This is a genomic window from Mesobacillus maritimus (assembly GCF_044803185.1).
GTDB classification, from domain to species: domain Bacteria; phylum Bacillota; class Bacilli; order Bacillales; family Cytobacillaceae; genus Mesobacillus_B; species Mesobacillus_B maritimus_B.
Map to the genome: position 1 here is coordinate 1,286,442 of NZ_CP085225.1, position 14,453 is coordinate 1,300,894.

The 14,453-nt window shown below is 44.6% G+C and carries 8 protein-coding genes and 3 rRNA genes; 10 read left to right on the forward strand and 1 reads right to left on the reverse strand.

Features of this window, described 5'->3' with window-relative positions; all coding sequences use genetic code 11:
• Nucleotides 1–33: 33 nt before the first annotated feature.
• Nucleotides 34–1,290 (reverse strand): MDR family MFS transporter, encoded by a 1,257-nt coding sequence (locus LG336_RS06270; protein WP_404331709.1) that lies wholly within the window; start codon nucleotides 1,288–1,290, stop codon nucleotides 34–36.
• 97 nt (nucleotides 1,291–1,387) lie between these two features.
• On the opposite strand from LG336_RS06270, the gene LG336_RS06275 reads away from it, so the two are divergent.
• The 10 genes from LG336_RS06275 (at nucleotide 1,388) to LG336_RS06320 (ending at nucleotide 14,361) form a co-directional block, all read left to right on the forward strand.
• On the forward strand, nucleotides 1,388–3,034 hold the full coding sequence (locus LG336_RS06275) for an ABC transporter substrate-binding protein (RefSeq protein ID WP_404331710.1): 1,647 nt from the start codon (nucleotides 1,388–1,390) through the stop codon (nucleotides 3,032–3,034).
• A gap of 103 nt (nucleotides 3,035–3,137) precedes the next feature.
• Nucleotides 3,138–3,470, forward strand: a complete 333-nt coding sequence (locus LG336_RS06280; RefSeq protein ID WP_404331711.1) for a YckD family protein — start codon at nucleotides 3,138–3,140, stop codon at nucleotides 3,468–3,470.
• 119 nt (nucleotides 3,471–3,589) lie between these two features.
• A complete protein-coding gene (locus tag LG336_RS06285; RefSeq protein WP_404331712.1) occupies nucleotides 3,590–3,844 on the forward strand; it encodes a GlsB/YeaQ/YmgE family stress response membrane protein in 255 nt (84 codons plus the stop codon).
• 778 nt (nucleotides 3,845–4,622) lie between these two features.
• A 16S ribosomal RNA gene (locus LG336_RS06290) occupies nucleotides 4,623–6,221 on the forward strand.
• 264 nt (nucleotides 6,222–6,485) lie between these two features.
• Nucleotides 6,486–9,444: ribosomal RNA gene (locus LG336_RS06295) — 23S ribosomal RNA — on the forward strand.
• Between the two features lies 1 nt (nucleotide 9,445).
• Entirely contained in the window at nucleotides 9,446–9,589 is a 144-nt protein-coding gene (locus LG336_RS06300; RefSeq protein WP_404331713.1) for a hypothetical protein, read from the forward strand.
• A gap of 75 nt (nucleotides 9,590–9,664) precedes the next feature.
• A 5S ribosomal RNA gene (gene rrf / locus LG336_RS06305) occupies nucleotides 9,665–9,780 on the forward strand.
• The 16S, 23S and 5S rRNA genes sit together here, the layout of an rRNA operon.
• 640 nt (nucleotides 9,781–10,420) lie before the next feature.
• The gene (locus tag LG336_RS06310; RefSeq protein WP_404331714.1) at nucleotides 10,421–10,588 is read left to right on the forward strand and encodes a hypothetical protein; all 168 of its coding nucleotides are present in this window, start codon (nucleotides 10,421–10,423) and stop codon (nucleotides 10,586–10,588) included.
• A 231-nt stretch (nucleotides 10,589–10,819) separates the two neighbouring features.
• Nucleotides 10,820–12,559, forward strand: a complete 1,740-nt coding sequence (locus LG336_RS06315; RefSeq protein WP_404331715.1) for an ABC transporter ATP-binding protein — start codon at nucleotides 10,820–10,822, stop codon at nucleotides 12,557–12,559.
• Entirely contained in the window at nucleotides 12,556–14,361 is a 1,806-nt protein-coding gene (locus LG336_RS06320; protein WP_404331716.1) for an ABC transporter ATP-binding protein, read from the forward strand. Before LG336_RS06315 ends, LG336_RS06320 begins: the two co-directional genes overlap by 4 nt.
• The last annotated feature ends 92 nt before the right edge of the window (nucleotides 14,362–14,453 follow it).

Consider the following 14,453-nt stretch of genomic DNA (forward strand, 5'->3'; position numbering starts at 1 on the left):
TCATGGTGCTTCAAATCATTCAAGCAAGAAAACCTACATGGTTCTATGAACCTTAAATTCCTCTTTTTGTTTTCCTGTGCGAAAGATAAATAATCCTCCATAAAGCAAGAAGGTTCCTATCATTAAAATTATCCCGATATACACACTCATCATGGTTGGAACGAGAAAAGCACCTATGATAATGGTTGTTCGTGCAATTAAATCAGCACCGCTAAAGCTTGTACCAGAAAACGCAGAATATGAACCCCGTTTATCCTCTGGCATCATATTTGCTTTTTCAGCGTTGGCAATGGGAGAATAAACAAGCTCTCCAATCGTTGCGACAAGATTAAATAAAATCAATACATACCAAACATTTGCGGATGTGATGACGGTGTAGCCAATACCATAAAGAATAAGCCCAACTAAAAGCATCTTCTTCTTATCAAATCGGTCGGTGATTTTTGTGACGATAAAAGTGAATAACACAACGAGTAGCATATTTTGAATGTTTAATAGACTTAACATTCTGACACCGGCGATTTCAAATCCCCCAACATATACCGCGCGGAACTCTTCTGCTAAACGGACCCCGATATAGCTGTTAAGTGAAAACTCGGCAGCGTATATACACATCCCGCCAACAACGGCCATCACGAAAGGCTTATCTTGAAGGGCTACTTTGTAATTGTTCGCTAAATCTAGAAAGATATTTTGGTGTGTTTTCGCTAATTGCTTCACAGATGAATCTTGTAACCAAATCAGATAAACAATTGGTAAACTTGCAGATACCAAGGTGAGGATGATAAATAGAGCCAGCTGGTGATGGACATAAAAGAGCCCCCCAAGGGCTGTACCAATCGCCATCGATAAATTAACGAGCCAATAATCTAAAGCATAAACGCCTTTTCGATTTTCAGCTGTCGTAGAATCAATGATAATTGCCTGCATCGCAGGACGCCCAAGGCTACTAGAAGCCATAAACATCATATAACTTACGGCAAATAACATGATCCACTTCTGTTCAGGAATCAAGCTAATGGTCATCAATCCAAACATCAAGCTACTACTAGCAGAGGTGAAAAGTAGGACTGTTTTTCGATGGAAACGGTCCGATATGTATCCGCCGATTAAATTGCTGAGGAATCCGATAAAAACGTTGATACCTAAGAAAATTCCTGCCCAAATCGCGCCTTTATGCTGTGCGAAAAAGAGGGCCATAAAGGGCATAACCGCACTCGAGATGGCTCGATTAAAAAAAGATGTAATTAGACGAACTTTTATGTTTTGTGGGTATTCTTTCCACTTCATATTGTCAGCCCCTTTCTATTTCTTTATATTAAAGGAGACGGATAGAATTAAAAATGAACTTTTTGAATAATTATGTCCACTTTTAAAGGAGCTTAGAATGGATCGCTATTTATTGTTACTCTATAACCATATTGAATCAGGGAGTATTAAAATAGAAAACATCGCTAAGCAATTGATGCTCAGCACGAAGCAAACTCGGCGAAAACTTCAGCAATGGCAGGAGGAAGGCTGGTTAAGCTTTCAATCTGGAAGAGGACGAGGGAATACATCGTCACTTCAGTGGAAACGAAATGTTGAACAAGAATATGAACAGCTTTTTTTAAAATACTTAAGAGCGGATGCAATCAAAGAGGTGAGCAAGCTCTTATTATTAGGCTGGTCTGTTGAAACGAAACAACGATTAATGATGGCCTTTCAAGCAAAATTCGGCTTTCATCAAGAAGACCAAGATCGTCTCATGATCCCGAGGTTTTATCCGTTTTTAACGGTTCATCCGCAACAGGCAGCGGATATACAAAGTGCGAACCTTGTTGCCAATCTATATAATCGCGTCGTTACATTGCATGCTGACAATACAATTACACCCGAACTTGCTCATAGTTGGGAGTACACCGATACTTCTTTACTCTTATATTTGAGGAAGGACGTCGCTTTTCACGATGGCTCGATTATGAGAGCGGAAGATGTCGTTGATACATTCGTTAGGATGAAAAACGACGAACATTACGAAGCGCTTTGGGAGCCTATTACAACGATTACCTCACCGGCACCACTTGTAGTCAAGCTAGAGTTTCCAACAGGCTGCACATACGTTCTACAGCTTATAAGTTTATTGACAGCTAGTATTTTTAAAGAAATAAACGGTAGATTACTAGGGACAGGGGGCTTTTACCTTGCTGAGGATTCTCCTGAGAAAACCGTTCTTTGTGCCTTTAAACAATATTTTGGCCACCGGCCCTTACTTGATCGCGTCGAGTTTATTCAGGTTCCGAGGGAGTTTCAGGTAGTCTATCAGGGCGCCCATGAATCGGGGAAGATCGATACCTTCGAGGTAGAAAGTGATTCCGGATTCGGAGTGGTGGTTATGAATCCTTATCGGAAGTCAGATATGGAGCGTAAAGAAGTTAGGGAATATATTCATACCATCATCGCACAACATCGTCATGAGCTTTCAGAGGTGAATTCGCGGATTAGAGGAAATCATGAAGGCTGCTTAATAGGTTTATCGGAGTCGTATAGGATGGAGGAGAGGCCAAAGCCCAAGATGACTGGACCTATTAAAATGAGGTTTGTTAACTATACAAGCGATACCTCGCATTGGTTAAAAGATAAGCTAGAGCACGCGGGAATCGAAGTCGAAATGGAGGAAGTGACCTTTTATGATGCCATTTATAATTCTCAAATTCATTTAGATTCCGACTTGTTCATCCATGGTGAAATTTTCGAGTTGAATCAAACTTTTTCTTATTTCTTCTTTTTAAAAAACAGCTTTTCACCATTGAACATATTGATTGAACGCGACAAGCATCTGCAAAGAGAATTAGAGGCATATAGCAAGATTCCCTTTGAAAATTGGAACAAACATCACCTGCGCATAGAACAGTACTTACAAAACGTATCATTATGTGTTCCGTTATATTACGTAAAAAGACAAATTCCATTTTCTATCAACCTCATGAATATAGAAATCAAACACTTTGGGTATGTAGATTTAACGAAGCTTTGGACAAAGCCGTGTATATAATGGAAGAGTTTGCGTAGTAAGGGCAGAGTTTACGCTCCTTTCATGCATAATCAGGGTGTTTTTGTAAAAAATACCAATGATAACGATGAAAAGGAGGAAACAAATGAAGAAAATAGGTATCGTAGCTACACTCATTCTATTATCAATAGGATTAGTGTTTACATCTGCTGCTGCCCAAACAGATCCAGAGACAGAAGAAACAAAAGAGGTCAAATTGACCGACGAACAAAAGAATGAACTAGCAAAGCTCTATGGAGAAGCCTTTGAGAAAAAGAAAGAGATTATCTCAAAGTATGTGGAATACGGAGTTTTCTCAGAAGAAAAGGGAGATAAGCTGGTTGAGCACATCGAATCTCATTATAAGAAGTTAGAAGAGAATAATTATATTCCGAAGTATGGACAACACAAGCATCATCACGAAAAAGGAAAACAATAATCGACCACAGTCCTAGGACTGTGCTTTTTTTTGTTCTGGACAACGTAAATAGACTCCTGACATGCCGATGGAACCATCCATTACTAGGTCTCATATGTTGGTAAAAAAGGAGTGAGTGTATGAGCATTACTGCATTTATCATTTCTGCTATCATTGCATTGGCCATTGGCATCGTGGCAGATAAGGTATCGCCATTTGACATGCCAGGAGGCTGGGCTGGGGCCATGGTTGCTGGTTTCATTGGAACTTGGTTGGGACAGGTTTTATTTGGGGCATGGGGTCCAATTGTTGCTGGTTATGCTTTAATTCCTGCTCTAATTGGAGCCGTTATCGTTGTCATCATTGTAGGAGTAGTGGCTAGAATATTTGATTAAAAAGCGTAGGGACTTATTTATGTGCCTCAACTCATTACCGGAGTTGAGGTCTTTTTATTTTTGGGTATGGAATGCGTTAATAAAAAAACGGTTCAATTGAACTATCTTTAATATTGGTATATAGGGATAAGGTTTCAGGAAAAATATTCTAATTATGTTAAACTACCATAGAATGGAACAAAGTTAGGTCTTCAAGTGTCGATGCTTTATCAGAAGGAACGATACATGTTTACTTCCAGGTTCCGAAAACAGTAGCAGAATCAGATAAACCATTAGTGCTTACTGTGAACATGTTTGGAGAACCATTCGAAATAGATATTCGATAAAAAATGATTTATAGGGGGAAGGTTCATCTGGAGCTTAGATGGAACCTTCCCCTTCTGTTTTAAAAATCGTTCTTCTTCTATAGAAAGCTAATAGAATGTAGATGGTGTTGCCCAATAAATTTAAACAAGTGGTTAGATGTTGTTTTTAATAAAAAAGATATAGTTGTAAAATATTTCTATTGTTTTGGTAGTAGAAAAGTGTTATTCTAATTTAGCTTCTTCGGTGGCGAAGGATATTCATTCACCTCTTAAAACTTCTTTTAAAAAAGTTGTTGACGAAATGAATTGGATAATGTAATATTAATTCTTGTCGCTGATAAAATGCATCAGCACAAATTGTTCTTTGAAAACTAAACAAACAAGCGTCAACAAACAATATTTATCATGTTTCTTCTATTAATATAGAAGAACATGAGTCAACGTTTTATTTTATGAGCTAATCACTCTACATTTTATTGGAGAGTTTGATCCTGGCTCAGGACGAACGCTGGCGGCGTGCCTAATACATGCAAGTCGAGCGGATCTGAGGGAGCTTGCTCCCAAAGATTAGCGGCGGACGGGTGAGTAACACGTGGGCAACCTGCCTGTAAGACTGGGATAACTCCGGGAAACCGGGGCTAATACCGGATAATTCATTCCCTCTCATGAGGGAATGCTGAAAGACGGTTTCGGCTGTCACTTACAGATGGGCCCGCGGCGCATTAGCTAGTTGGTGAGGTAACGGCTCACCAAGGCCACGATGCGTAGCCGACCTGAGAGGGTGATCGGCCACACTGGGACTGAGACACGGCCCAGACTCCTACGGGAGGCAGCAGTAGGGAATCTTCCGCAATGGACGAAAGTCTGACGGAGCAACGCCGCGTGAGCGATGAAGGCCTTCGGGTCGTAAAGCTCTGTTGTTAGGGAAGAACAAGTACCGGAGTAACTGCCGGTACCTTGACGGTACCTAACCAGAAAGCCACGGCTAACTACGTGCCAGCAGCCGCGGTAATACGTAGGTGGCAAGCGTTGTCCGGAATTATTGGGCGTAAAGCGCGCGCAGGCGGTCCTTTAAGTCTGATGTGAAAGCCCACGGCTCAACCGTGGAGGGTCATTGGAAACTGGGGGACTTGAGTGCAGAAGAGGAGAGTGGAATTCCACGTGTAGCGGTGAAATGCGTAGAGATGTGGAGGAACACCAGTGGCGAAGGCGACTCTCTGGTCTGTAACTGACGCTGAGGCGCGAAAGCGTGGGGAGCGAACAGGATTAGATACCCTGGTAGTCCACGCCGTAAACGATGAGTGCTAAGTGTTAGAGGGTTTCCGCCCTTTAGTGCTGCAGCAAACGCATTAAGCACTCCGCCTGGGGAGTACGGCCGCAAGGCTGAAACTCAAAGGAATTGACGGGGGCCCGCACAAGCGGTGGAGCATGTGGTTTAATTCGAAGCAACGCGAAGAACCTTACCAGGTCTTGACATCCTCTGACAACTCTGGAGACAGAGCGTTCCCCTTCGGGGGACAGAGTGACAGGTGGTGCATGGTTGTCGTCAGCTCGTGTCGTGAGATGTTGGGTTAAGTCCCGCAACGAGCGCAACCCTTGTCCTTAGTTGCCAGCATTCAGTTGGGCACTCTAAGGAGACTGCCGGTGACAAACCGGAGGAAGGTGGGGATGACGTCAAATCATCATGCCCCTTATGACCTGGGCTACACACGTGCTACAATGGATAGAACAAAGGGCAGCGAAGCCGCGAGGTCAAGCAAATCCCATAAATCTATTCTCAGTTCGGATTGCAGGCTGCAACTCGCCTGCATGAAGCCGGAATCGCTAGTAATCGCGGATCAGCATGCCGCGGTGAATACGTTCCCGGGCCTTGTACACACCGCCCGTCACACCACGAGAGTTTGTAACACCCGAAGTCGGTGGGGTAACCGGGGGCAAAACTTAGCATCTTATTATATTTAAAGGAAGCTAAGTTTTGCCCCTGGAGCCAGCCGCCTAAGGTGGGACAGATGATTGGGGTGAAGTCGTAACAAGGTAGCCGTATCGGAAGGTGCGGCTGGATCACCTCCTTTCTAAGGATAATGTCGTAAGGACATTCGGAATGCGAACCTTCGGTTCGTAATAGCAAATTTAAAAATTTGCACTGTTGACTGCTTGTTTGTTTAGTTTTGAGAGTGCAATTCTCTCAAAGCGTATTTATTTGTTCCTTGAAAACTAGATAATCGTAAGTAAGAAGGCAAAAGTAAAACACACATTTGTATCGCTTTTTTCTCTCTTTTATTAAAAAGAGAAACCCTAGACTTATTGTCTAATAGAGACGAATAAATTCGTCCATAGGTTAAGTTAGAAAGGGCGCACGGTGGATGCCTTGGCACTAGGAGCCGATGAAGGACGGGACTAACACCGATATGCTTCGGGGAGCTGTAAGTAAGCTTTGATCCGGAGATTTCCGAATGGGGAAACCCACTGTTCGTAATGGAACAGTATCTTTACCTGAATTCATAGGGTATTGAAGGCAGACCCGGGGAACTGAAACATCTAAGTACCCGGAGGAAGAGAAAGCAAATGCGATTCCCTGAGTAGCGGCGAGCGAAACGGGATTAGCCCAAACCAGAAGGCCAAGCCTATCTGGGGTTGTAGGACACTCAACATGGAGTTACAAAGGAACGGGGTAAATGAAGTGGTCTGGAAAGGCCCGTCAGAGAAGGTAAAAACCCTGTAGTTGAAACTTCGTTCCCTCCTGAGTGGATCCTGAGTACGGCGGGACACGTGAAATCCCGTCGGAAGCTGGGAGGACCATCTCCCAAGGCTAAATACTCCCTAGTGACCGATAGTGAACCAGTACCGTGAGGGAAAGGTGAAAAGCACCCCGGAAGGGGAGTGAAAGAGATCCTGAAACCGTGTGCCTACAAGTAGTTAGAGCCCTGTGCATATTTCCTTCGGAAAATGCCGGGTGATAGCGTGCCTTTTGTAGAATGAACCGGCGAGTTACGATTACATGCAAGGTTAAGTCGAGAAGACGGAGCCGCAGCGAAAGCGAGTCTGAATAGGGCGAATAAGTATGTGGTTGTAGACCCGAAACCAGGTGATCTACCCATGTCCAGGGTGAAGGTAGGGTAACACCTACTGGAGGCCCGAACCCACGCACGTTGAAAAGTGCGGGGATGAGGTGTGGGTAGCGGAGAAATTCCAATCGAACCTGGAGATAGCTGGTTCTCTCCGAAATAGCTTTAGGGCTAGCCTCACGAAGTGAGAGTCTTGGAGGTAGAGCACTGTTTGGACTAGGGGCCCTCATCGGGTTACCGAATTCAGACAAACTCCGAATGCCAATGACTTATCCGTGGGAGTCAGACTGCGAGTGATAAGATCCGTAGTCAAGAGGGAAACAGCCCAGACCACCAGCTAAGGTCCCAAAGTATACGTTAAGTGGAAAAGGATGTGGAGTTGCTTAGACAACCAGGATGTTGGCTTAGAAGCAGCCACCATTTAAAGAGTGCGTAATAGCTCACTGGTCGAGTGACTCTGCGCCGAAAATGTACCGGGGCTAAACGTATCACCGAAGCTGTGGGTGGACATCTTACGATGTCCGCGGTAGGAGAGCGTTCTAAGGGCGTTGAAGCTAGACCGTAAGGACTGGTGGAGCGCTTAGAAGTGAGAATGCCGGTATGAGTAGCGAAAGATGGGTGAGAATCCCATCCACCGTATGCCTAAGGTTTCCTGAGGAAGGCTCGTCCTCTCAGGGTTAGTCGGGACCTAAGCCGAGGCCGAAAGGCGTAGGCGATGGACAACAGGTTGATATTCCTGTACCACCTCTTTATCGTTTGAGCAATGGGGGGACGCAGGAGGATAGGGTAAGCGCACTGCTGGATATGTGCGTCTAAGCAGTTAGGCTGGTAACGAGGCAAATCCCGTTACCGTGAAGGCTGAGCTGTGATAGCGAGGGAAATATAGTACCGAAGTTCCTGATTCCACACTGCCAAGAAAAGCCTCTAGCGAGATAAAAGGTGCCCGTACCGCAAACCGACACAGGTAGGCGAGGAGAGAATCCTAAGGTGAGCGAGAGAACTCTCGTTAAGGAACTCGGCAAAATGACCCCGTAACTTCGGGAGAAGGGGTGCTTTTTAGGGTGTTAAAGCCTTGAAAAGCCGCAGTGAATAGGCCCAGGCGACTGTTTAGCAAAAACACAGGTCTCTGCGAAGCCGCAAGGCGAAGTATAGGGGCTGACGCCTGCCCGGTGCTGGAAGGTTAAGAGGAGAGGTTAGCTCACGCGAAGCTTTGAATCGAAGCCCCAGTAAACGGCGGCCGTAACTATAACGGTCCTAAGGTAGCGAAATTCCTTGTCGGGTAAGTTCCGACCCGCACGAAAGGCGTAACGATCTGGGCACTGTCTCAACGAGAGACTCGGTGAAATTATAGTACCTGTGAAGATGCAGGTTACCCGCGACAGGACGGAAAGACCCCGTGGAGCTTTACTGCAGCCTGATATTGAATTTTGGTACAGCTTGTACAGGATAGGTAGGAGCCTTGGAAGCCGGAGCGCCAGCTTCGGTGGAGGCGTCGGTGGGATACTACCCTGGCTGTATTGAAATTCTAACCCGCACCCCTGATCGGGGTGGGAGACAGTGTCAGGTGGGCAGTTTGACTGGGGCGGTCGCCTCCTAAAATGTAACGGAGGCGCCCAAAGGTTCCCTCAGAATGGTTGGAAATCATTCGCAGAGTGTAAAGGCACAAGGGAGCTTGACTGCGAGACCTACAAGTCGAGCAGGGACGAAAGTCGGGCTTAGTGATCCGGTGGTTCCGCATGGAAGGGCCATCGCTCAACGGATAAAAGCTACCCCGGGGATAACAGGCTTATCTCCCCCAAGAGTCCACATCGACGGGGAGGTTTGGCACCTCGATGTCGGCTCATCGCATCCTGGGGCTGTAGTCGGTCCCAAGGGTTGGGCTGTTCGCCCATTAAAGCGGTACGCGAGCTGGGTTCAGAACGTCGTGAGACAGTTCGGTCCCTATCCGTCGTGGGCGCAGGAAATTTGAGAGGAGCTGTCCTTAGTACGAGAGGACCGGGATGGACGCACCGCTGGTGTACCAGTTGTCTTGCCAAAGGCATCGCTGGGTAGCTATGTGCGGACGGGATAAGTGCTGAAAGCATCTAAGCATGAAGCCCCCCTCAAGATGAGATTTCCCATAGCGTCAAGCTAGTAAGATCCCTGAAAGATGATCAGGTTGATAGGTCAGAGGTGGAAGCGCGGTGACGTGTGGAGCTGACTGATACTAATCGATCGAGGACTTAACCAAATTGAAAAGCGAAGGCGACTGTTCAACTTCGACAGACGTTGGAGAGCCAGCCATGCAAATCCCGGTTTTGGATTTGTTTGGATGGATCGAAACGGCCGAGAAGTTAGGAGCCGTAGCTAGACAACGATACTTGTTTTACCATTAACTTCTTACACATTATCTAGTTTTGAGGGAATAAAGATTTTTGCGTCAGCAAAATATCTATCCTTTAATTACATAGTCTGGTGGCGATAGCGAGAAGGTCACACCCGTTCCCATGCCGAACACGGAAGTTAAGCTTCTCAGCGCCGATGGTAGTTGGGGGTTTCCCCCTGTGAGAGTAGGACGTTGCCAGGCAAAACGAAAGAACAGCTGATTATCGGCTGTTCTTTTTTGTTTGTGTAGAAAAACAATAAGCCGTATTTTCCGACTGAAGATAAACCAACCTGGGGATGTTTCCTGATGCTAAGTGTTGACGCGTGAGAGCTCAGCTTCATCAGACTGTTGAAGCTGCTATCTAGTAAGGAATTTGGGAACTCCCCACTTCATAAGACCGATGAACCCGAAAACGAAGAAGGAATCAGGAAGAACCCCACTTCATAAGACCGATGAACCCGAAAACGAAGAAGGAATCAGGAAGAACCCCGCTTCATAAGGCCGATGAACCCGAAAACGAAGAAGGAATCAGGAAGAACCCCACTTCATAAGACCGATGAACCCGAAAACGAAGAAGGAATCAGGAAGAACCCCGCTTCATAAGGCCGATGAACCCGAAAACGAAGAAGGAATCAGGAAGAACCCCGCTTCATAAGGCCGATGAACCCGAAAACGAAGAAGGAACTTGGCAAAAATCCGCTTCATAGGGTTGATGAACCCGAAATCGAAGAAGAAATCAGGAAGAACCCCGCTTCATAAGACCGATGAACCCGAAATCGAAGAAGGAATCAGGAAGAACCCCGCTTCATAAGGTTGATGAACCCGAAAACGAAGAAGGAACTTGGCAAAAAACCGCTTCATAGGGTTGATGAACCCGAAAACGAAGAAGGAATCAGGAAGAACCCCGCTTCATAAGACCGATGAACCCGAAATCGAAGAAGAAATCAGGCAAAATGAAAGAACAGCCGATTACCGGCTGTTCTTTTTTGTCTTTTATAGCTTTTTCTGAAAATAGGTCATTTTTAGTTTGGATAAAAGAGAATTTTATGCTTTCCATAATATTTTAGTTTCATCATGTCTAAGTATCCAATGCTGCAAATATAGAGGAAAAAAGAGTTCTTTTTAGTGAAAAGGTTTAACACTAAATATCTTCCCCTAGAGGAATTAAAATGCTTCAAAAATTTATAGTGAATATTTTCACTTTTTATAATAAAATAAAATCTTGCGAGGAGGAAAGAGAATGAATTTATTACATACGACATGGGAGCATTTTAAACCATATTGGAGAAAGTTATTGCTTGCTTTGGTTTTTTCGTTAGTGGGCGGGGCTTTTACGATTTTGCCTCCACTACTAGCGGGGAAATTGGTGGATGAAGTCATTGAAGGAGGGGAGATGTCTTTCTTACTCTGGATTGTTGGCGGTGTTTTGACTGCTTTCTTAGGGAAGTCATTGTTTGAGACCTTACAGGAGTTTGTTCAGGTTAAAATTGGCTTGGATGTGATTACCGACATGCAGATAAGGGCCTTTAAAAAATTGCATCGTACGCCGATGTCTTTTTTTAGTACAACACCAAGAGGAGATATGTTATACCGGCTGACACATGATGTTGAGTCGATTCAAAATTTAAATAACACGGTCGTTCCACGAATTTTACAACAGGTGATTAGTGCGGTTGCGGCGTTCTCTGCCGTTTTTGTTTTATATTGGCCAGCGGCGATTGTGATGTTTGCTGTTTTTGCTATTTATATTTTACCTTCATTTAAACTTGGGAAGACGATGAGGAAAATGAGTGCCGTTCAAAGAGAGATGAGCTCTGATATGTATCATCATTTGCAAGAAAGTATTGAAAGCATTCGGCTCGTTCGAACGTTTCAAACGCATGAGCAGGAAGTCGAAACACAACGGAAAAAACTCACCGACTGGAAAACTTACTCGATTCGTGCTGCATTAATTGGAAAGGTCAATTGGCGCCTTGGGAACTTGTTTAATATCGCGACTCCTGGAGTGGTGATGCTATTAGGAGGTTTTTCAATTTGGGAAGGCAATATCTCAGTAGGTACCTTAATTGCCTGCCTGAGTTATATCCCAATTATGTTTTTACCGGTTCGTTCATTGGCTGAAAATGCGTTGACGATTCAACAGGCGATTCCAGCCTTACAACGAATCTATGAATATTTTGACTTGCCTGAAGAACACCAAGCAGATCTACCATCGTTTGGGAAGGTAAAAGGGAAAATCGATTTAGAAAACATCTGGTTTACCTACCCTTCTAGTGATAAAAAAATTTTAAAAGGCGTTTCGTTGTCATTGGAGCAAGGGAACCATATTGGAATTGTAGGCACCAGTGGTGGTGGAAAAAGTACTTTAATTCAAATTTTACTAGGGTTGTATGAGCCAGAGAAGGGGACCGTTCACGTTGACGGGAAAAATCTCTTTGAATACAACCGGAATAGTTTCCGTCAACAAGTAGGAGTAGTTTCGCAGGAAACCTTCCTATTAAATAGCACGCTTCGAAATAATCTTTTATATGGAAAAACAGACGCAACTCAAGAAGAGCTGGATCAGGCTGTGGAAGCGGCAGGATTAAAAGAGTTAATTGAATCCCTAGAAGATAAGTACGAGACAGTAGTAGGGGAGCGTGGCTTAAAGCTTTCTGGTGGTCAAAGACAAAGGGTGGCGCTTGCTAGAGCGATTCTGCGTCAGCCACCTGTATTGATTTTTGATGAAGCTACGTCTTCTTTAGATGGGGAGACAGAGGAAAAAGTTCAGGAATCGCTTGAACAATTGATACCTGGTCGGACGACGATTACGATTGCTCACAGACTGGTTACTGTCCGAAACGCAGATATAATCATTCTCCTAGATCAGGGCATGGTGGCAGAACAAGGGACTCATGAAGAGCTTCTTGCTTTAAGGGGACAATACTTTGAACTTTATAAAGCCCAATATAGCGAGTTAGAAAAGGAGATGATTGGATGAGTAAAAATAATGTCTCCGCACAACCAAAAAAACGCGATGGAAGAAGGGTCCTGAACTTCCTTAGGCCGTATAAAAAATGGGTCATTGCTGACTCAATAGTAATTGCCATCAGTCAGGTTTTTTCTGCCTTAATTCCCACACTCGCCTTGGGTTGGCTAGTGGATACCATCATCCCAGGTGAAAATCACCAGTGGCTTTGGGGGTTAATGTGGCTTTTAATCCTTTCGGGGATACTCGATTTAGTAATGATGGTCATCGATGAGTATTTTTGTCATCAAACCGCAAAGACAGTGACCAATTGGCAGAAGCTTCGCCTGTTTAGTCACTTACAGGTGTTGCCGTTTTCTTTTTACCATAACAATTCCTCAGGGGAGCTGTTAGCAAGGGTGTCGGATGACCCTGATACGCTCCACAATTTCCTTGCTTGGGAAGGGTCAACCTTCATGGCGAGCGTTCAGGGAGTGTTGATTTACAGCTTAGTGCTCCTGTGGATTCACCCATACTTAATGATCACAAGTGTTGTGTTAGGGGTTCTGTTTTATTGGGCTTCCAACTATGTTGGAGCCAGAACACGTGCTGCTTCTGCAGACGCACGCGCCGAGGCTTCCCGCTATCTTGAGAGACTACGAGAATCAGTTACAGGAATTCACTTATCACGTGTGATGGGAGTCTCGGATAATGAAGTTGAAAGTGTTGTTAGCATTAGGAATTCTTTTGTCCAACACTCGATAAAAGAATTAAAAGCAAGAATGCAATCAGTGGTTGTGATTGCAAGCTATAATGGGTTTGCTCTGGGGCTTGTCTATTTTATTAGTACATTATTAATCTGGAATGATGGTTTGACGAGTGGGCAGATGCTGACAGCGGGTGGATTGGTGACCATTGCGGCAAATGAAATGCAGAAGCTGCTACGCAATTGGCTCTCTGTCAGAAGAACAGGTCCGGCCCTAGACCGCTCGGATCTCCTTCTATCGCATCCGACTGCTGAAGCTGAAACAAAAGCGGGAATCGTTGGGGAAAGGGCTAGCGGACAGATTAGCTTAAAAGACGTTTCGTTTGCGTATCCAGGGAAGGAAGAAACAGTATTGTCAGGTGTTTCTTTTGACATCCATGCTGGTGAAAAGGTGGCATTGGTTGGACCAAGTGGTTCGGGGAAATCAACAATCGTCGACCTGTTATTCAGATTATATGATACAGAAACGGGCCGAATCGAAGTGGATGATAGGGACATCTCACAGTGGGATACAGCCTGGCTACGCTCACAAATGGCGATTGTCACACAAGATGTCCTATTGCGAAGTGGCTCACTGGCGGAAAACTTACGTATTGGAAAGCCGAATGCGACCGATGAAGAGTTATTTAAAGCTTTGCATGATAGTGGTTTAGATGATTTGGTTGCGACCTTACCTGAAGGTTTAAATACAAAAGTCGGTGAACGAGGAAGTCTTCTCTCTGGCGGTCAAAAACAGCGGCTATCCTTGGCAAGGGCGATTCTCAAAGATGCACCAATCTTAGTCTTGGATGAAGCCAGTTCAGCACTCGACCCGATTACGGAAACGAAAATCAATGAAGCCGTTTTGAAAACAGGTAAGAAGCAAACCATCATCATTGTTTCTCACCGTCTGTCTACCGTACTCTCAGCGGATAAAATTGTTGTTCTTGAGAATGGAAAAATCGTTGAAATTGGCAGCCATGTAGATTTACTTAAAAACCAAAGTGGTGTCTACACTAGACTTTTCGGAAGAGAAGCAGGAATTGGTGAGAAAACCATCAATCATTCAGGGGCTCAAGTTCTTTTGTAAAAAAACTTTTCATAAATTACTAGAATGGATGGGCCAGCTCTTATATTTGAAAAATTATGAGTGGTTAAAATGAAGCCCAGTCTTAGGACTGG

Coding starts and splice junctions, on each gene's coding strand:
- LG336_RS06275 (WP_404331710.1), top strand. CDS start 1,388: ATGGATCGCTATTTATTGTTACTCTATAACCATATTGAATCAGGGAGT.
- LG336_RS06315 (WP_404331715.1), top strand. CDS start 10,820: ATGAATTTATTACATACGACATGGGAGCATTTTAAACCATATTGGAGA.
- LG336_RS06285 (WP_404331712.1), top strand. CDS start 3,590: ATGAGCATTACTGCATTTATCATTTCTGCTATCATTGCATTGGCCATT.
- LG336_RS06270 (WP_404331709.1), bottom strand. CDS start 1,290: ATGAAGTGGAAAGAATACCCACAAAACATAAAAGTTCGTCTAATTACA.
- LG336_RS06280 (WP_404331711.1), top strand. CDS start 3,138: ATGAAGAAAATAGGTATCGTAGCTACACTCATTCTATTATCAATAGGA.
- LG336_RS06320 (WP_404331716.1), top strand. CDS start 12,556: ATGAGTAAAAATAATGTCTCCGCACAACCAAAAAAACGCGATGGAAGA.